Source organism: Arenimonas fontis, assembly GCF_008386465.1.
Taxonomy (GTDB): domain Bacteria; phylum Pseudomonadota; class Gammaproteobacteria; order Xanthomonadales; family Xanthomonadaceae; genus Arenimonas; species Arenimonas fontis.
In genome coordinates this window covers 60,090-77,695 of the sequence record NZ_VUOD01000002.1, presented here as the reverse complement: position 1 = coordinate 77,695, position 17,606 = coordinate 60,090, and the positions used below count along the sequence as shown (strand labels likewise).

General features: G+C 70.8%; 16 protein-coding genes. 10 read left to right on the top strand and 6 right to left on the bottom strand.

The features are described from left to right. The first annotated feature begins 96 nt into the window (after positions 1 to 96). Together apbC and dcd are read left to right on the top strand one after the other, a co-directional pair. Positions 97 to 1,182, top strand: coding sequence for an iron-sulfur cluster carrier protein ApbC (gene apbC / locus F0415_RS02625; RefSeq protein WP_425457807.1), 1,086 nt, complete (start codon positions 97 to 99; stop codon positions 1,180 to 1,182). A 52-nt stretch (positions 1,183 to 1,234) separates the two neighbouring features. Then, positions 1,235 to 1,801, top strand: coding sequence for a dCTP deaminase (gene dcd / locus F0415_RS02620; RefSeq protein ID WP_149859654.1), 567 nt, complete (start codon positions 1,235 to 1,237; stop codon positions 1,799 to 1,801). An 81-nt stretch (positions 1,802 to 1,882) separates the two neighbouring features. On the opposite strand, the gene F0415_RS02615 is transcribed toward dcd, so the two are convergent. Together F0415_RS02615 and F0415_RS02610 are read right to left on the bottom strand one after the other, a co-directional pair. Then, positions 1,883 to 2,326: an HIT domain-containing protein gene (locus tag F0415_RS02615; protein ID WP_149859653.1), complete on the bottom strand. Its 444-nt coding sequence runs from the start codon at positions 2,324 to 2,326 to the stop codon at positions 1,883 to 1,885. A 1-nt stretch (position 2,327) separates the two neighbouring features. Then, complete coding sequence (locus tag F0415_RS02610; protein ID WP_149859652.1) at positions 2,328 to 2,990, bottom strand: dienelactone hydrolase family protein; 663 nt, start codon at positions 2,988 to 2,990, stop codon at positions 2,328 to 2,330. A gap of 97 nt (positions 2,991 to 3,087) precedes the next feature. Between F0415_RS02610 and rimO the strand changes: the two genes are divergently transcribed. Next, a complete protein-coding gene (gene rimO / locus F0415_RS02605; protein ID WP_149859651.1) occupies positions 3,088 to 4,428 on the top strand; it encodes a 30S ribosomal protein S12 methylthiotransferase RimO in 1,341 nt (446 codons plus the stop codon). Between the two features lie 37 nt (positions 4,429 to 4,465). Here rimO and greB read toward each other — a convergent pair whose 3' ends face one another. The 3 genes from greB to F0415_RS02590 all read right to left on the bottom strand — a co-directional run bounded on the left by greB (position 4,466) and on the right by F0415_RS02590 (position 8,205). Beyond that, a complete protein-coding gene (gene greB / locus F0415_RS02600; protein WP_149859650.1) occupies positions 4,466 to 4,966 on the bottom strand; it encodes a transcription elongation factor GreB in 501 nt (166 codons plus the stop codon). A gap of 3 nt (positions 4,967 to 4,969) precedes the next feature. Beyond that, entirely contained in the window at positions 4,970 to 6,550 is a 1,581-nt protein-coding gene (locus F0415_RS02595; RefSeq protein ID WP_149859649.1) for an AbgT family transporter, read from the bottom strand. A gap of 143 nt (positions 6,551 to 6,693) precedes the next feature. Continuing rightward, entirely contained in the window at positions 6,694 to 8,205 is a 1,512-nt protein-coding gene (locus F0415_RS02590) for a helicase HerA-like domain-containing protein (RefSeq protein WP_149859648.1), read from the bottom strand. A gap of 124 nt (positions 8,206 to 8,329) precedes the next feature. On the opposite strand from F0415_RS02590, the gene F0415_RS02585 reads away from it, so the two are divergent. Together F0415_RS02585 and F0415_RS02580 are read left to right on the top strand one after the other, a co-directional pair. Further along, positions 8,330 to 9,754, top strand: coding sequence for a transglycosylase SLT domain-containing protein (locus F0415_RS02585; RefSeq protein ID WP_149859647.1), 1,425 nt, complete (start codon positions 8,330 to 8,332; stop codon positions 9,752 to 9,754). 67 nt (positions 9,755 to 9,821) lie between these two features. Then, positions 9,822 to 11,285: an amidohydrolase family protein gene (locus F0415_RS02580; protein ID WP_210244147.1), complete on the top strand. Its 1,464-nt coding sequence runs from the start codon at positions 9,822 to 9,824 to the stop codon at positions 11,283 to 11,285. A 60-nt stretch (positions 11,286 to 11,345) separates the two neighbouring features. Here the strand turns inward: F0415_RS02580 and F0415_RS02575 are convergent, their stop codons facing one another. Continuing rightward, positions 11,346 to 13,385, bottom strand: a complete 2,040-nt coding sequence (locus F0415_RS02575; RefSeq protein WP_149859645.1) for a 3-hydroxyacyl-CoA dehydrogenase NAD-binding domain-containing protein — start codon at positions 13,383 to 13,385, stop codon at positions 11,346 to 11,348. A gap of 150 nt (positions 13,386 to 13,535) precedes the next feature. On the opposite strand from F0415_RS02575, the gene rpoE reads away from it, so the two are divergent. From rpoE to F0415_RS02550, 5 genes are read left to right on the top strand one after another with little or no spacing between them, the layout of a single operon-like run. After that, entirely contained in the window at positions 13,536 to 14,129 is a 594-nt protein-coding gene (rpoE, locus tag F0415_RS02570; protein ID WP_149859644.1) for an RNA polymerase sigma factor RpoE, read from the top strand. Further along, positions 14,126 to 14,791: a sigma-E factor negative regulatory protein gene (locus F0415_RS02565; protein WP_188310266.1), complete on the top strand. Its 666-nt coding sequence runs from the start codon at positions 14,126 to 14,128 to the stop codon at positions 14,789 to 14,791. Before rpoE ends, F0415_RS02565 begins: the two co-directional genes overlap by 4 nt. Beyond that, positions 14,788 to 15,714 carry a MucB/RseB C-terminal domain-containing protein gene (locus tag F0415_RS02560; RefSeq protein ID WP_149859642.1) on the top strand — a complete coding sequence of 309 codons (927 nt, stop codon included), beginning with the start codon at positions 14,788 to 14,790 and terminating at the stop codon, positions 15,712 to 15,714. Before F0415_RS02565 ends, F0415_RS02560 begins: the two co-directional genes overlap by 4 nt. Then, positions 15,707 to 16,150, top strand: a complete 444-nt coding sequence (locus F0415_RS02555; RefSeq protein ID WP_188310265.1) for a SoxR reducing system RseC family protein — start codon at positions 15,707 to 15,709, stop codon at positions 16,148 to 16,150. Before F0415_RS02560 ends, F0415_RS02555 begins: the two co-directional genes overlap by 8 nt. A gap of 15 nt (positions 16,151 to 16,165) precedes the next feature. Beyond that, positions 16,166 to 17,590 (top strand): DegQ family serine endoprotease, encoded by a 1,425-nt coding sequence (locus tag F0415_RS02550; protein ID WP_149859640.1) that lies wholly within the window; start codon positions 16,166 to 16,168, stop codon positions 17,588 to 17,590. The last annotated feature ends 16 nt before the right edge of the window (positions 17,591 to 17,606 follow it).

The following is a 17,606-nucleotide window of genomic DNA, read 5'->3' as shown; positions in this document are numbered from 1 at the left end:
AGGAGGCGGCATTATCCCATGTCCGCGCCGCCGGCCGGGGGCCCGGGGCCGGTAGAATCGGTGCCGGCAGGCCGCATCCGGCCGAGGAGTATGGCAATGTCCCTGGAAAACACCGTGCGGGCGGCGCTGGCCGACCTGCAGGATCCCCATCTCGAGCGGCCCCTGGCCGACACCGGCGCGCTGCGTGGCATCGGCGTGGACGGCGAGGCCGTGGCCATCGAGGTTCGTTTGGACTATCCGGCTGCCGGCTGGCACGAGGTCCTGGCCGGGGAGATCCGCCGGCGCGCCCTGGCCGTGCCGGGCGTGGCCAGGGTCACTGTCGCGGTGTCCTCGCGTATGCTCTCGCACAAGGTACAGGGCGAGCTCACGCCCCTGCCGCAGGTCAAGAACATCATCGCCGTGGCCTCGGGCAAGGGCGGTGTCGGCAAGTCCACCACCGCCGTGAACCTGGCCCTGGCCCTGCAGGCCGAGGGCGCCCGGGTCGGCGTGCTGGACGCCGACATCTACGGTCCCTCCATCCCCAGGATGCTGGGCCTGGAAGGCCGGCCGGACAGCCCTGACGGCAAGTCCATCACCCCGAAGATCGGTCATGGCCTGCAGGCCATGTCCATTGGCCTGCTGGTCGGCGAGGACACGCCGATGATCTGGCGCGGCCCGATGGTCACCCAGGCCCTGCAGCAACTGCTGGGGGACACCCGCTGGGAAGGCCTGGATTACCTGGTCATCGACCTGCCGCCGGGCACCGGCGACATCCAGCTGACCCTGGCCCAGCGCATCCCGGTCTCCGGCGCGGTCATCGTCACCACGCCGCAGGAAATCGCCACCCTCGATGCGCGCAAGGCCCTGCAGATGTTCAACAAGGTGCAGGTGCCGGTACTGGGCATCGTCGAGAACATGGCCGTGCACGTGTGCCCGAACTGCGGGCACGCCGAGCACGTGTTCGGCGCCGGCGGTGGCGAGCGCATGGCGGCGCAATACGGGGTGCCGCTGCTGGCCTCGCTGCCGCTGGACATCCACATCCGCGAGCAGGCCGATTCCGGGGCGCCCACGGTGGCAGCCGAGCCGGGTTCGTCCCTGGCCGCGGCCTACCGGCTGATGGCCCGGCGGGCGGCGGCCCGGCTGTCGCTGCAGGCGCGCAACAAGGCCATCGGCCTGCCCAACATCGTGCTCAGCAACAGCTGAGCCGGTCCGGCTAGAATCGCCGCTTCCGTCCCACGCCTGGACCTTCCCGAGCATGAGCATCAAGTCCGACCGCTGGATCCGCCGCATGGCCGAGCAGGGCATGATCGAGCCCTTCGAGCCAGGCCAGGTCAAGCACGCCGCCGACGGCCATCGCATCGTCAGTTACGGCACGTCCAGCTACGGCTACGACGTGCGCTGCGCGGGCGAGTTCAAGGTGTTCACCAATATCAACTCCACCATCGTGGATCCCAAGGCCTTCGACCCGAAGAGCTTCGTGGACGTGAATTCAGAGGTCTGCATCATCCCGCCCAACAGCTTCGCCCTGGCGCGCACGGTGGAGTATTTCCGCATCCCGCGCGACGTGCTGGTCGTCTGCCTGGGCAAGAGCACCTACGCGCGCTGCGGCATCATCGTCAACGTCACGCCGCTGGAACCGGAGTGGGAAGGCCACGTGACCCTGGAGTTCAGCAACACGACGCCGTTGCCGGCCAAGATCTACGCCGGCGAGGGGGTGGCGCAGATGCTGTTCTTCCAGTCCGACGAAGCCTGCGAGACCAGCTACCGCGACCGCGGCGGCAAATACCAGGGACAGACCGGGGTCACCCTGCCGCGCACCTGAGCAGGTGCCGCCCGGCTCCATGCCGTCCTTCTGCAGGCCGCTGGTGTGCCGGCGGGCTCGCCGGCGTCCCGGGGCCGGCTCTCAGCCCGTCTCCGGCATGCGGACGGGTTCCTGGCCACCCAGGCGCTGCCGCAGCGCCCACAGCAGGGCCTCGCGCCGATCGGCCGGGTAGGGCTGGCGCGGGCCGCTGCCCCATACCGGCCCGGGCCAGGCGGCGTCGCCCTCCCGGCGGGCGACCACGTGCACGTGCAGCTGCCGCACCACGTTGCCCAGCTGGCCGATGTTGAGCTTGCCCAGGCCGGACACCGCCCGCAGCAGGTCGCTGGCCTGGTTGATCTCGGCCAGCAGCAGGCGCTGGCTGGCGCCGTCCAGGTCCACCCAGTTCTCGACGCCGGCGACCCGCGGCAGCAGCAGCAGCCAGGGGAAGCGGGCGTCGTCCATCAGCCGCAGCTGCGACAGCGGGCCCTCGGCGACCAGCAGGCTGTCCGCGGCCAGGCGCGGGTCCGGTTCGAAGGCGGCGGGCACGTCAGCGCAACACCTTCTGCAGGAACATCAGGGTGCGTTCCATGGCCAGGCGGTCGCTTTCGGCATGGAAATCCGGTCGGGCCGAGCAGGAAAAGCCATGGCCGGCGCCCGGCCAGACGTGGATTTCGGCCCCCGAGAGCGCCTCGCGGTGCTTCTCCACGTCGTCGGGCGGAATCAGCGGGTCCTCGGCGCCGAAGTGCAGCAGCAGAGGCGCCTTCGGCCGCTCGCCGAGGAAGGGCACGGTGCGGGCACCGTAGTAACTGACCGCGGGGATGCCCATGCGGGCATTGGCCAGGTAGGCGACGGTGCCGCCCCAGCAATAGCCGACCACGGCGACCCGGTGGTCGGCCTCGAGGTAGTCGTAGGCGCCGCGTACCCCGTCCAGGGCGCCGTTGAAACCCAGCTCCTCGACGATCTGCCGGCCCCGGGCCAGGCCGGCCTCGTCGTATTCGAGCACCGTGCCGGGGTGAACCCGGTCGAACAGGGCGGGCGCGAGGGTGACGTAGCCATAGTTGGCGAAGCGGTCGGCGGTCTGGCGCATGTGCGGGGTCAGGCCGAACACTTCGTGCACCAGCACCAGGGCGCCCCGGGGAGCGATGTGCGGCCGGGCGATCCAGCCGGAAATGCGGCCGTGGCGGGTGTTGAGCGAGATAGACTGGCCCATCGGCAATCCTCCCCTGCAGGTCGCGCGGCAACTAGCCTACACCGGCTGGCCCGGCCCGGGAGGCTATAATCCGCGCCCCTCCCGTGCCCGCGCCGCCATGTCCGCCAGCCAGCCCAAGGTGGGTTTCGTCAGCCTCGGCTGCCCGAAGGCCCTCGTGGATTCCGAACGCATTCTCACCCAGCTACGGGTCGAGGGTTACGACATCGTGCCCAGCTACGATGCCGCCGACCTGGTCGTGGTCAACACCTGCGGCTTCATCGAATCGGCGGTGGCCGAGAGTCTGGAGGCGATCGGCGAAGCCCTGGCCGAGAACGGCAAGGTCATCGTCACCGGCTGCCTGGGCAAGCGCCCCGAGCAGATCCGCGAGGCCCATCCGGATGTGCTGGCCATCACCGGGCCGCAGGATTACGCCTCGGTGATGGCGGCGGTGCACCAGGCCCTGCCGCCGAAACACGACCCCTTCCTGGACCTGGTGCCGGATTACGGACTGAAGCTGACCCCCCGCCACTACGCCTACCTGAAGATTTCCGAGGGCTGCAATCACCGCTGCAGCTTCTGCATCATCCCCTCGATGCGCGGCGACCTGGTCTCGCGGCCGGTGGACGAGGTGCTGCGCGAGGCCGAGCGGCTGGTCCGCGGCGGCGTGCGCGAGCTGCTGGTGATCTCCCAGGACACCAGCGCCTACGGCGTGGATCTCAAGTACTCCGAACGCAGCTGGCGCGAACGCCGCTACCAGACCCGCCTGAAGGCGCTGTGCGAAGGACTGGCCGAACTGGGCGTCTGGGTCCGGCTGCACTACGTCTACCCCTATCCGCACGTGGACGAGGTGATCCCGCTGATGGCCGAGGGCAGGCTGCTGCCCTACCTGGACATTCCCTTGCAGCACGCCAGTCCGCGCATCCTGAAGCTGATGAAGCGGCCCGGCGCGGTGGACAGGACCCTCGAGCGCATCCGCCGCTGGCGGGAGATCTGTCCGGAGCTGACCATCCGCAGCACCTTCATCGTCGGCTTTCCCGGCGAGACCGGGCAGGAGTTCGAGGAACTGCTGGCCTTCCTGGGCGAGGCGCAGCTTGACCGCGTCGGCGCCTTCGCCTACTCGCCGGTGGAAGGAGCCGCCGCCAATGCGCTGCCCGACCCGGTCCCGGAGCAGGTCAAGCAGGAGCGGCTGGCCCGCTTCATGGCGCGGCAGGCAGAGATCAGCGCGGCCAGGCTGGAAGCCAAGGTCGGCAGCGTGCAGCGCTGTCTGGTGGACGCGATCGACGGCGAGCTGGCCATCGCCCGTTCGATGGCCGACGCCCCGGAGATCGACGGTCTGGTACAGATCCAGGACGGCGCCGCCGCCGGTCTGAAGCCGGGAGACTTCTGCGACGTGCGGATCATGGGCAGCGACGAGCACGACCTGTTCGGCCTGGTCGGCGACCCGGACGACGGGGACTGACCGGCGCAAACCCTTGCCGCCGGCGCCGGCTGCCGCCTCAGTCGTACTCGATGGCGACGATCATGTAACGCACCGGTCCGGACGGCAGTTGCGCCTCGACTTCGTCGTCCAGGCGGCGGCGCAGCAGCGCCCGGGCCAGGGGCGAGTCCACGCTGATCAGGCCGGCGCGGGCATCGGCCTCGTCGGCGCCGACGATGCGGTAACGTACGATTTCGCCGTCGCTCATGCGTTCCAGCTCGATCCGGGCGCCGAAGTAGACGACCTCCGGATCGGCCGGACGGCCCTCCACTACCTTCAGCGTCTGCAGGCGCTTGCTCAGGTAGCGGACCCGCCGATCGATCTCGGCCAGTTGCTTCTTGCGGTAGGTGTATTCGGCGTTTTCGCTGCGGTCGCCTTCGGCGGCCGCGGCGGCCAGTGCCTTGACCACCTCCGGCCGGCGTCGGCGCCAGAGCTCGTCGAGCTCGGCACGCAGACGCTCGAAACCGGCACGGGTGATGATCGCCGTGGACTTCTCGCCGGGCGGCCGCCAGCGGCCCATGGCTCACTCCGCCGCGGGCGCCGCCGGAATGTAGGTCAGCGGCGCGTCGGGGCCTATCGGCAGTTCCAGCCAGATCCACAGGCCGAACATCGCGCTCCAGCCCAGCAGGAACACGAGCGAATAAGGCAGCATGGTCGCCACCAGGGTGCCGATGCCGGCCTTGGGTTCGTAGCGCTGGAAGAAAGCGATGATCAGGGCGAAGTAGCTCATCATCGGCGAGATGATGTTGGTCACGCTGTCGCCGACGCGATAGGCCACCTGGGTCATCTCCGGCGAATAACCCAGCAGCATGAACATGGGAACGAACACCGGCGCCATCAGCGCCCACTTGGCCGAGGCCGAGCCCATGAACAGGTTGACGGCGGCGGTAAGCAGGATGAAGCAGACGAACAGCGGAATGGTCGGCAGGCCCAGGGTCCTGAGGAACTCGGCGCCCTCGACCGCGAAGATCAGGCCCAGCTGGGTCCAGTTGAAGAAGGCGACGAACTGGGCGGCGAAGAACACCAGCACCAGGTAACCGCCCAGGGTGCTCATGCTGGCGGCCATGCCCTTGATCACGTCGCTGTCGGACCTGATGGTGCCGGCGCCGATGCCGAAGGCGACGCCGGCGATCACGCCGTACAGGAAGATGATCACCACCACGCCGCTGAGGAAGGGCGAGCGCAGCAGGTCGCCGTCCGCGCCGCGCAGGAAGCCGGCGCCGGGCAGGCTGCCCTGGGGCAAGGCCGCCCAGACCAGCAGCAGGGTGAACAGGCCGACCGCAGCCAGGGCGTAGAGCATGCCGCGCTTCTCCGCCGGGCTCAGGCGCTGGTCCTCCGGACTGGCGTCGTCGGCCATCTTCACCGTCGCCGGCGGAGTATCGGGGAAACGCGGGGCGACGATCTTTTCCGTGACGAACCAGCCCAGCAGGGTGATCACCGGGGTGGACACGATCATGAAGTACCAGTTCGCCAGCGGACTGACCGTGTAGTCCGGATCGATGATGCGGGCGGCTTCCTGCGACAGGCCGGCCAGCAGCGGGTCGATGGTGCCGATCAGCAGATTGGCCGAGTAGCCGCCGGAAACGCCGGCGAATACCGCCGCCATGCCCAGGATCGGGTGCCGGCCGGCGCTGATGAAGATCAGCGCGCCCAACGGCACCAGCAGCACATAGCCGATCTCGCTGGCCATGTTCGACATCACGCCGGCGAACACCAGCACCGGCGTCAGCAGGAAACGCGGGGCCGACAGCACCAGCAGGCGTAGCGAGGCGCCGATCAGGCCGCTGTGCTCGGCCACGCCGATGCCGATCAGGGCCACCAGTACCACGCCCAGCGGGGCGAAGCCGGTGAAGTTGCTGACCGCGCCGGTCAGCATCCGGTGCAGGCCTTCGATGCTCAGCAGGTTGACCGGAGCGACCGGCTCGCCGGTGGCCGGGTGGGCGACGCTGAGGCCCGCCAGCGAGGCCAGCCAGGACGCCAGCACCACCGCCAGGGCCAGCAGGGCGAACAGCGTGGCTGGATGCGGCAGGGCGTTGCCGCCGCGTTCGATGATGCCCAGGAATCGGTCCATGGCGCTGCGCTTGGCGGGCTTGGCGTCGGTCATGCGTGCTGACTCCCTGCTTGCGGGCGGAGGCCCGAAAGGGGGCGATGATACCCAAGCCATCATCCGGCTGCCCGGGGGTGCGGGCGTCCGGCCCTGCCGTTGCCAGCCTGCGGGGGCGGGCTGCGAGCGGTCGGGCAGTGGCCTCAGCGCTTCCCGCCCAGCAGACCGCCCAGCAGACCGCGCAGGATCTGCCGGCCGATGCCGTTGGCCACGGTCCGGGTCACGGATTTGGCCGCGGTCTCGACCGCGCCCTGGCGGCGCCCGGTGCCCCAGAGGAACTCGTCCAGTCGCGAGCGCGGCTGGTTGCCGGCCTGCGGCGCCGGCGTGCCGGAACGAGTTGGCGACGAGGGCGGTTCCGGCGCCGGTTCCGGCGCGGCCGCCTGCTGGGCGCGCCGGGCCAGCATCTCGAAGGCCGAGTCGCGGTTGAGCGGCATATCGTATTTGCCGCCCACCGGCGAGCGCGCCCGCACCACGGCGCGTTCCTCCTCGCTGATCGTGCCCATCCGGCAGCGCGGCGGACAGATCAGGGTACGCTGCACCGGCATCGGCACGCCCTTGTCCTGCAGGGTGGAGACCAGGGCCTCGCCTACGCCCAGTTCACCGATCACCCGGGCCACGTCCAGGTTCGGGTTGGGCACGAAGGTCTCCGCGGCCGCGCGCACCGCCTTCTGATCGCGCGGGGTGAAGGCGCGCAGGGCGTGCTGCACGCGGTTGCCGAGCTGGCCCAGCACCTCGTCGGGCACGTCGTCCGGGTTCTGCGAGCAGAAGTACACGCCCACGCCCTTCGAGCGGATCAGTCGCACCACCTGCTCGACCCGCTGGCGCAACGCCGGTGGGCAGTCGTCGAACAGCAGGTGCGCCTCGTCGAAGAAGAACACCAGCTTCGGCACATCCAGGTCGCCGACCTCGGGAAGGGTCTCGAACAGCTCGCTCAGCAGCCAGAGCAGGAAGCTGGAGTAAAGGCGCGGACGCAGGATCAGTTGATCGGCGGCGATCAGGTTGACGATGCCGCGCCCGGACATGTCCTGCCGCATCAGGTCGGCCAGCTGCAGCGCCGGTTCGCCGAAGAACTGCTTGCCACCGTCCTGTTCCAGGCGCAGCAGGGCGCGCTGGATCGCGGCGATGGACTGCGGGCTGACCAGGCCGTAGGCCTGCGAGATCTCCCTGCGTGCTTCGGCGACGAAGCCGAGCAGGGCGCGCAGGTCGTCCAGGTCGAGCAACAGCAGGCCTCGGTCGTCGGCCAGTTTGAAGGCGATGTCGAGCACGCCGGCCTGGGTGTCGTTGAGCTCGAGCATGCGCCCCATCAGGGTCGGGCCGACCTCGGACACTGTGGTCCGCAGCGGGTGGCCGAGCTTGCCGAACAGATCCCAGAACACCACCGGACTGGCTTCGTTGGCATAGCCTTCGAGGCCGATCGTGCGCAGCCTTTCCTCGATCTTCGGATTGGGCGTGCCTGCGACGGCCAGGCCGGCGATATCGCCCTTGACGTCGGCCATCACCACCGGCACGCCCAGACGCGAGAAGCCCTCCGCCATCACCATCAGGGTCACCGACTTGCCGGTGCCGGTGGCGCCGGCGACCAGGCCATGGCGATTGCCGTAGCGGCCGAGCAGGCGGACGGGCTGCTCGCCCTGGCCGATCAGGATGTCGCTCATGCGTGGTGCTCCGGGGCGGCTGGGATGGCCGGATTCTAGCCGTCACCCGCCAACGCGCCACGCTTGCGGCCGGCGCCGGGGCATCGCTAGGCTGCGCGCTGCGCTTTCTCCGCAAGTCCGTCACATGCCCCTGTCCCGATGCCTGGCCCTGGCGGCCCTGCTGCTGGCGCTGGCCAGCCCCGAAGCGTCGGCGCGCCGCCAGGCCCGCGCCGAAGCCCTGTACGTCGAACTCGATCACGCCAGCCAGGCCTATCGCCTGGGCCTGGAACAGGTCGCCGGCGGCGATGGCGAGCGGGGACGGGAAACCCTGCGCCAGGCGGCCGGCCAGCTGCTGGACGCCGCCGGCCGCTGCCAGGACACCCGCGGCTGCGATGTCGGCCGCTTCGTCGCCGCCTATGACGCGCTCCTGCATCTGGGCGCCGAACAGGCCGCCGGCGGCGGCGAGGGCTTCAGCCGCGAGAACGGCGACAAGGCCGGGGCCGGCGAGGGTGTGCTGGCGCACCTGCCCGAGGCCGCCCGCTCGGTCGCCACCTTGCGTGGCCGCGACCTGCGCGAGCTGATCGAGCTCAACGAACCGGTGCAGGCGGCCCTGATGGACTGGCTGACCTGGATGCGCCCCGCCCTGATGACCAGCTGGGAGAACTACCAGTACATGCGTTTCCTGATGTGGCCCGAATACGAGCAGGCGGGCCTGCCGGAGGCGCTGCTGTTCGGGATCCTGGCCAAGGAATCCAACGGCCGCGTGCACGCGGTTTCGCGTGCCGGCGCGGCCGGGCCGCTGCAGTTCATGCCGGCCACCGGCGCCCGCTTCGGCCTGGGCTGGCGCGACGGTTTCGACACCCGCTACGACCCGCAGCTGGCCGCACGCGCCAGCGTGCTGTACTTCAACGAGCGCTTCGCCGAACTGGGCGACGAGCTGGAATTCGCCCTCGCTGCCTACAACGGCGGCGAGGGCCGGGCCCGCCGGCTGAAGGAGTCCGCCGGCGGCAAGCCATTCTGGGATCCGGCGGTGTACGGCCAGTTGCCGCCCGAGACCCGCGACTATGTGCCCTACGTGCTGGCCGCGGCCTGGCTGTTCCTGCATCCGGAGGACTACGGCCTGGAGTTCCCGCAGGTGCAGGGCGCCGCCACGGTGATCAGGCTGGAGCAGCCGGCCTCGCTGTACCAGCTGGCGATCTGCCTGGGCGGGCCGGGCAACGGCTATTTCCGGGCCCTGCGCAACCTCAATCCGCGCTACGAGCCGCACCAGGGCCTGGCCGCCGGTACCGAGCTGCGCGTGCCGGTGGCGGTGCCGCCGGCCTATCGCGAGCATTGCCTGCAGGGCGAGCGGGCCGAGCTGGCGGCACGCCTGGTGGCCGCGCGCAAGCCGGCGCAATCGGCCTTGCCCGGCACCGGCAGTCACCGGGTCAAGGCAGGCGACACCCTGAGCGCAATCTCGCGCCGCTATCGTTGCCAAGGGCCGACAGCCCTGGCCAGGGCCAACGGCCTGCGCAAGCCCTATCTCATCCGGCCGGGGCAAACCCTGCGTCTCGAGGGTTGTCGAGGCTGAGCCCGCGGCGGCTTGCGTCCGCGCGCGGCCGAGCTAGGCTTGCTAGGTTCCGACCGGAGGCATGCCCATGCGTCGCCGCAACGATCCGGAAGGCCTGCGCCTGCCGATCAAGCTCGACAGCACCAGCAACGGCGAGTTCGAGCCGGTGCCCCTGCAGCCGCAGCACCTGCAGGCACGCCATCTCGCCCTGGAGCAGGCCGACCTCAACGCCCGGCGACTGCGTCTGTCGCGCCGCGACTTCCTGGTTTCGGCCTGCGGCGCCGCCACCACCCTGGCGGCGATGAACGCCGCCTATGCCGCTGCCGGCAAGGCGGGTGGTTACTTCGCGCTGCCGCCGGAGGCGCCGCTGGACCAGGCCGCGGCGGCGTCGGCGGTGGAGGGCAAGGAGTTCATCTTCGACGTGCAGGGGCACTTCGTGAACCCGACCGGCGCCTGGACCCGGCGCCTGCCGGAAGGCGCGCGGCCGCTGTCGGGCTTTCAGGCCGAGGGATGCGTGGCGGCGGCCCTGCCGGGGCCGCTGGACCGGCTGCAGTGTTTCGGGCCGGACACCTTCGTGCGCGACATCTTCCTGGATTCCGACACCGACCTGATGGTGCTGAGCTTCGTGCCCTCGACCCGCGAGGGCGAGCCGCTGACCATCGAGGAGGCGGCCGCCACCGCCGCCATCGTCGAACGCCTGGAAGGCACGCACCGGCTGTATCTGCACGGACGGGTCAACCCCAACCAGCCGGGTGACCTGGAGGACATGGAGCGGCTGGCCAGCCGGTTCCGGATCAGCGCCTGGAAGACCTACACCCAGTGGGGCCCGGACGGCCGGGGCTTTTGGATGGACGACGAGCCCGGCCTGGCCATGATCGAAAACGCGCGCCGGCTGGGCGTGCGCAACATCGCCATCCACAAGGGCCTGCCCTTCGGTCCGCGCAGCTACGAGCACAGTACCTGCGCCGACATCGGCCGGGTGGCGAAACGCTTCCCGGACGTGAACTTCCTGATCTACCACTCCGGTTTCGTCACCACCCGGGCGGAGGGTCCGCACGATCCACAGCGCAGCGACGGCGTGGATGGCCTGGTGAACGCGGTTCTGGCCGCCGGCCTGGGCAAGGGCGGCAACGTCTATGCCGAGCTGGGCTCGACCTGGCGCTTCCTGATGCGCGATCCGGACTCGGCCGCGCACACCCTGGGCAAGCTGCTGCTGCACCTGGGCGAGGACAACATCCTCTGGGGCACCGATTCGATCTGGTACGGCAGCCCGCAGGACCAGATCCAGGCCTTTCGTACCTTTCAGATCTCGCCGGCCTTCCGCGAACGTTACGGCTACCCCGAGATCACGCCGGCGATACGGGCGAAGATCTTCGGCCTGAACGCCCTGAAGCTGTACCCGGTGCCCGAGGAGGTGCTGGCCGTGCACGGGGCCGGCGACAGGGTGGCGCAGGAGCGCCAGCGCTATCGCGAGCGGCCCGATCCCGCCTTCCTCACCTACGGCCCCAGGACGCGCCGCGAGTTCCTCAACCTCAAGGCCTGGGGCGGCTGAGCCAGCGCTGCTCTCCGGCCACCTGCGTCCCGGCCGCGGCCGGCGGCCGGGGCGCGCCGCTCAGAGCGAATCCCAGCCCGGCGCCGGACTGAAGCGGCTACCGTAGCGGCCGGCCAGCTGCTCCAGGCGCGCCTTCAGTTTTTCGGCGCCGACGGTGCGGATGTGCGCGATCGGGCCACCCCGGAACGGCGCGAAGCCGGTACCGAAGATGACGCCGGCATCCAGCAGGTCGGCATCGGCCACGACGCCGTCGTGCAGGCAGCCCACCGCCTCGTTCAGCAACGGCAGGATCAGCCGGTCTTCCAGATCCTCCGGGGCCTGGTAACCCTTCGGCAGCTCGGGTTTTACCGGCTTGCCGTTCTCCCACTTGTACAGGCCCTGGCCATCCTTGCGGCCACGCTTGCCTTCCTCGACCTTGAAGGCGTCCGGCAGGGTCTGGCCCTTGAACTCGGCCATGATCCGGCCGACGCTGGCGGCCACGTCCAGGCCGACGGTGTCCACCAGCTCGATCGGGCCCATGGGCATGCCGAACTTCAGCGCCGCCTTGTCGATCGCCGGGCCGGGGATGCCCTCTGAGAAGGCGATGATCGCCTCCTGCATGTACGGCGCCAGGATGCGGTTGACCAGGAAGCCCGGCGTGCCCGCCACCGGCACCGGCAGCTTGTCGATGGCGCGGCAGAAGGCGGCCAGACGGCGCAGCGTGTCCTCGTCCACGCGGTCGTGCCGGACGATTTCCACCAGCGGCATCATCGCCACCGGATTGAAGAAATGCAGGCCGGCGAAGCGGCCCGGATCGCGGCGGCCCTCGCGCAGTTTCTCCAGCGGGATGGACGAGGTGTTGGACACCAGCAGGGCGCCCGGTTTCAGGCTTTCCTCGATTTTGGCGAACAGCCCCTGCTTGGCCTCCAGGTTCTCGAAGATGGCCTCGATGACCAGGTCGGCCTCGGCCACGCCGGCGCCCTCGACGTCCGCCCGCAGGCGAGCGGTGGTCTCGGCGCGCTTGCCCTCGTCCTTGACCTTCTTCTCGAACAGCCCGGCGGCGCGCTCCAGGGCCGGCTGCACGTACTGCAGTTCCCGGTCCTGCAGCGTCACCTCGAAACCGCGCAGGGCGCACCAGGCGGCGATGTCGCCGCCCATCACGCCGGCGCCCACCACATGCACCTTGCGGATGCCGTGCCCGGCGGGGTCCTTGCCGCCCAGGCCCTTGAGCCGGTCCATCAGGAAAAACACCCGCACCAGATTGTGCGCGGTGGGCGTACCGGCCAGTTTCACCACCGACTTCGCTTCCGCCTTCAGCGCGGCCTGCACCGGCAGGCCGCCGCTGCGACGCCAGGTGTCTATCAGGGCGAAGGGCGCGGGATAGTGCTCGCGGCGTGCCTTGCGGGCGACCTGCCTGGCCATCTGCGGCGCCAGCAGGGCGCGGGCCGGCGCCGTGTTGCTGGCCCAGGCCAGGAAGCGTTGCCTGAACGGCCGCCGCGTGCCGCGCTGGGCCAGCTTCACCGCCTCGTCCAGCAGCAGGGCCGCCGGCACGACCCGGTCCACCAGGCCCATGGCCCGGGCCGCCTTCGCCGACAGGGCGCGGCCGGTCAGCATCAGGTCCATGGCCGCCGGCGCGCCCAGCAGGCGTGGGGCGCGCACGCTGCCGCCCCAGCCGGGGTAGATGCCGAGCTTCACTTCGGGCAGGCCGATCCGGGTCTTCTCGTCGTCGCTGGCCACCCGGTAGCGGCAGGCCAGGGAAAGCTCGGTGCCGCCACCCATGCAATGGCCGTGGATGGCGGCCACGGTCGGGCAGCGCAAGTCGGCCAGGCGCTGGAAGACCTGCTGGCCGTGGCGGATCCAGGCCTCGATCTGGCCCTTGGCGGCGATCTGCTCGAAGCCCTTGATGTCGGCACCGGGAATGAAGCCGGCGGCCTTGCCGGAAAGGATCACCAGGCCCTTGGGCGGCTCCAGGGCGATGCGCTCGAGCATGGCGTCCAGCTCGTCCAGCACCGCCCGGTTCAGGGCATTCACGCCCAGGTCGGCGCGGTCCAGGCGCAGCAGCATGATGCCGTCCTGCCGGGCTTCCGGCTTCCAGTGCTGCAGGCGAAGTCCGTCGAACATGGCGGCTCCGTACGTCGGGGTAGGGAAGGAGTTCCGTATCATCCGGGCCGAGCCCCGGAGGGTCAACGCCGAGCAAACGGCCGGCGGAACTTTCCCGGAACGGTGATGTCACACGGTGCGGCCTGGACGGCCGCGGGAGCAGCGGCCCGGATGGGCGACGAAGAACTGGACCTGGCACTGGTCGGACGTGTGCAAGCCGGCGACAACGCGGCCTTCGACCTGCTGGTGCGCAAGTACCAGCACCGGATCGGCGCCGTGGTGGCCCGGTTCGTGCCGGACCATGCCGAATGCCAGGACGTGGTCCAGGATGCCTTCATCCGCGCCTACCGGGCCTTGCCCAATTTCCGCGGCGACGCCCGGTTCTACACCTGGCTGTACCGGATCGCCGTGAACACCGCCAAGAACCACCTGGTCGCCCGGAAGCGGCGTCCGCCGGCCAGCGATCTGGCCGCCGACCAGGCCGAGCACCTGGAGGTGGCCGCCCGCCTGCACGATCACGACACGCCCGAGCACCAGCTGCTGCGCCAGGAGATCGAACAGGCGGTCGCCGACACCGTGGCGCAGCTGCCCGAGGAGCTGCGCCAGGCCATCACCCTGCGCGAGGTGGATGGCCTGAGCTACGAAGAGATCGCGCAACTGATGCAATGCCCGATCGGCACCGTCCGTTCGCGCATCTTCCGCGCCCGCGAGGCGATCGACGCCCGCCTGCGCCCCCTGCTGGAACACGAGCGAGTGCGCCCATGAACCGCGATCAGCGCCATGAAGAGCTTCCCGCCGACCTGCGCGAGCAGCTGTGTGCCTGGATGGACGGCGAACTGCCGCCTGATCAGGCTGCCTTCCTGCAGCGGCGTCTGGCCCATGACCCCGATCTGCGGGCCTTGTGGGAGCGGTGGCAGCTGGCCTCGGCCTGCCTGCGCGGCCAACCGCTGCGCCTGATGCCGGCGGGGTGGCCGGCCCGCCTGGGCGAGCGGCTGGCGGCGTCGACCGCGATTCCGGACCGCCGACGGTCCTGGCCGTGGGCGCTGGGCCTGGCGGCTGCGGTGGTCCTGGCGGCACTGCTGCCGCGAATGGCCGGGCGGGAGCCGGGACCCGGCCTGCCGGACGCCCCGGCCCTGGCCGGAGAGGCGGCGCCCCTGGTCGCGCCGGCGTTGGGGCCGGTGTCGCCGGATCCGCGTCCGGCGACCCTGGCGGTCGCCGGGGGACCGCAGGCCAAACCCTGGCCGCGTTCGCCGCTGGCGCCGGGCGCCCGTGAAATGGAGGCCTACCTGGTCCGCCACAATGCCCTGGTCGGCGACCAGGGCCTGGGCGGCTTCATGCCTTACGTGGACGTGGTGGCGCACGACGCAGGCGACCCGGTGGTCGGGGAAGCGACCGCGGCGACGGTCGCGGAGGGCGACGGCAGGTGAGGCGCAGGCTTTTCCTGCTGGCTGCGCTGCTGGCGCTGCCCCTGCAGGCGCTGGCGGCCGGGGCGTGGCTGGCCAGGATCGGGCCGGCCCTGCGCGGCCTGGACTATCGCGGAACCCTGGTGGTGGTGGCCGAGGGCCGCATGGAAACCCTGCGTGTGTTCCATCGCAACGACGACGGCCGCGAACGCGAGCGGCTGGTGGCGCTGAGCGGACCGCCGCGGGAGCTGGTGCGCGACGGCGACCGGGTAGTCTGCGTCGGTACCGGCGGGGGTGATGCTGCCTACGCGCTGGACGGCAATGGCCACCTGCGGGCCGCGATCGCGCTGGGCGAGGGCGAACTGCCCAGGGGATACGATATTTCCCTCGGGGGTCAGGGTCGCGTGGCCGGCCATGCCGCCCGGATCGTCGACGTGCGCGCGACCGACCGCTGGCGCTACGGCTACCGGCTGTGGCTGGAGCAGGACAGCGGGCTGCCCCTGCGGGTGGATCTGCTGGATGCCGAGGGCAGGGCCGTCGAGCGGGTGGCCTTTACCGAACTGGAGCTCGGCGTGCGCCCGGACGATCGGGAGCTGACCGCCAGCGCGCCGGCGACCCCGGTGCCGGCGCCGGCGCGGCAGCCGACATCGCCGGCGGAGAACGCCCTCGCCTGGCGGGTCCGGTCGCCGCCGCCCGGTTTTGCCCTCCGTGCCGCCCGGGCACACGGCGGCGGCGCGCATCTGCTCTACAGCGACGGTCTGGCCAGCGTGTCGGTGTACGTCGAGCCGGTGCCGGCCGGGCTGCACGGCAGCGACGCCCGGCGACGCGGCGCCGTGCATTCCCGCGCTTTCTGGAGCGATGGCTGGCAGGTGCTGGCCATCGGCAAAGTGCCGGCGGAGACGGTGGACCGTTTCGCCCGCAACCTGCGTGCCCGCGACGATGGCTGAGCGACGGGCCAGATTGCTGGCGAACGAAGGTGGCCGGTTGCGACTGCGCCTGCTCGGCGAGGCCTGCAGCGGTTGCGGCGGCTGCGGCGGGCGCTGTCACCTGTTTGCCGCCGACGCCGGAGGCGAGCTGGAGGTGCCGGCGCCGGCGCAGTTCGCGGCGGCGCCCGGCCAGGAGGTGGTGCTTTCGCTGGATGATGCCGGCCTGCGTCGCCTGGCCTGGCGCGGCTACGGTCTGGCGCTGCTGGGCCTGGTGGCCGGCGCGATGCTCGGGCGTGGCCTGGCTTGGTGGCTGCAGGCCCCGCCGGACATCGCTACCGCGGTCGGCCTGTCGGCGGGAACTTTTCTTGCCGTGCGCGCCACCAAACGGCGTCTGCCGGATCCCGTCCTGCGGCCGGTGGCCGCATCGGCATCCGGTTCACAGGAATCGAATCGCTAAGGAGTGAGCCATCCCATGAAATTGCTTCCCCCCAGCCTGATGCTGCTGCTGGCCCTGCTGGCTTCGCCGGCATTCGGCCAGGCCGAGTCGGCCGCGCCGCTGGTGAACCTGCCCGACTTCACCCGCCTGGTGGAGCGGGCCGGGCCGGCCGTGGTCAACATCGAAGCCACCCTCGGCGAGCGCGGCGAGCGTTCGGCCCGGGCGCCGGAGCTGGAGGAGATGCCGGAATTCTTCCGCCGCTTCTTCGGCCAGCCGGGTATCCCGGTGCCGCCGGAGCGCGGCCCGCGCGGCGTGTCCCAGGGCACCGGCTTCATCATCTCGGCCGACGGCTACGTGCTGACCAACCATCACGTCATAGACGGCGCCGACGAAATCCTGGTGCGCATGGCCGACCGGCGCGAGCTCAAGGCCGAACTGGTCGGCAGCGATCCGCTTTCGGACGTGGCCCTGCTGAAGGTCGAGGCCAAGGGCCTGCCGACCCTGGCGATGGGCGATTCGCGCAACCTCAAGCCGGGCCAGTGGGTGCTGGCGATCGGTTCGCCTTTCGGCTTCGACCATTCGGTCACCGCCGGCATCGTCAGCGGCGTCGGCCGCCGTTCGCTCGACCCGAGCCAGCAGTACGTGCCCTTCATCCAGACCGACGTGGCGATCAACCGCGGCAATTCCGGCGGTCCGTTGCTGAACACCCGTGGTGAAGTGGTGGGAATCAACTCGCAGATCTTCTCCAACTCCGGCGGGTACATGGGGGTCAGCTTCGCCATCCCGATCGAGGTGGCGATGAACGCGGTGCGGCAGCTGCGCGAGACCGGCAAGGTGGTACGCGGCCAGCTCGGCGTACGCATCCAGGACGTGGATCGGGACATGGCCGGCGAGCTGGGCCTGGACCGTCCGGTCGGCGCCTTCGTGGTATCGGTGGAAAACGACAGTGCCGCCGCCAGGGCCGGCATTCGCCCCGGCGACGTGATCCTGGCCTTCAACGGCCAGCAGATTGCCCGATCGGCCCAGTTGCCGCCCCTGGTGGGCGCCATGGCGCCGGGCAGCCGGGCCAGCCTGGAGGTGCTGCGCGAGGGCAAGCGGCGCGATGTCGTGGTGGTGCTCGAGGCCCTGCAGGCGACCGAGGCGCTGACGGCTGCCACCGGTCCGGCCCAGGCGCCGGCACCCGACCTGCTGGGTCTGGCGGTCGAGGAGCTGAGCGCCGCCCGTCGCGCCGAGCTGGGCCTGGGCGCTGGCGAGGGCGTGCGCATCGCCCGGGTGACCGGGCTGGCGGCGCGCCAGGCCGGCCTGAATCCCGGCGATGTCATCCTGCAGGTGGGACGCGAGCAGGTCGGCTCGGTGGCCGAATTCCGACGGGCTGCCGAGGCCTACAAGCCCGGCGACGAGGTGCGCCTGCTGGTCCGCAACGCCCGCAGCACCGGCTTCGTCAGCTTCATACTGCGCTGAGCGCGGGCAGGGGCCC

Coding starts and splice junctions, on each gene's coding strand:
- rimO (WP_149859651.1), top strand. CDS start 3,088: ATGTCCGCCAGCCAGCCCAAGGTGGGTTTCGTCAGCCTCGGCTGCCCG.
- F0415_RS02585 (WP_149859647.1), top strand. CDS start 8,330: ATGCCCCTGTCCCGATGCCTGGCCCTGGCGGCCCTGCTGCTGGCGCTG.
- F0415_RS02595 (WP_149859649.1), bottom strand. CDS start 6,550: ATGACCGACGCCAAGCCCGCCAAGCGCAGCGCCATGGACCGATTCCTG.
- F0415_RS02580 (WP_210244147.1), top strand. CDS start 9,822: ATGCGTCGCCGCAACGATCCGGAAGGCCTGCGCCTGCCGATCAAGCTC.
- F0415_RS02565 (WP_188310266.1), top strand. CDS start 14,126: ATGAACCGCGATCAGCGCCATGAAGAGCTTCCCGCCGACCTGCGCGAG.
- F0415_RS02610 (WP_149859652.1), bottom strand. CDS start 2,990: ATGGGCCAGTCTATCTCGCTCAACACCCGCCACGGCCGCATTTCCGGC.
- F0415_RS02550 (WP_149859640.1), top strand. CDS start 16,166: ATGAAATTGCTTCCCCCCAGCCTGATGCTGCTGCTGGCCCTGCTGGCT.
- apbC (WP_425457807.1), top strand. CDS start 97: ATGTCCCTGGAAAACACCGTGCGGGCGGCGCTGGCCGACCTGCAGGAT.
- greB (WP_149859650.1), bottom strand. CDS start 4,966: ATGGGCCGCTGGCGGCCGCCCGGCGAGAAGTCCACGGCGATCATCACC.
- F0415_RS02555 (WP_188310265.1), top strand. CDS start 15,707: ATGGCTGAGCGACGGGCCAGATTGCTGGCGAACGAAGGTGGCCGGTTG.
- F0415_RS02590 (WP_149859648.1), bottom strand. CDS start 8,205: ATGAGCGACATCCTGATCGGCCAGGGCGAGCAGCCCGTCCGCCTGCTC.
- F0415_RS02575 (WP_149859645.1), bottom strand. CDS start 13,385: ATGTTCGACGGACTTCGCCTGCAGCACTGGAAGCCGGAAGCCCGGCAG.
- dcd (WP_149859654.1), top strand. CDS start 1,235: ATGAGCATCAAGTCCGACCGCTGGATCCGCCGCATGGCCGAGCAGGGC.
- rpoE (WP_149859644.1), top strand. CDS start 13,536: ATGGGCGACGAAGAACTGGACCTGGCACTGGTCGGACGTGTGCAAGCC.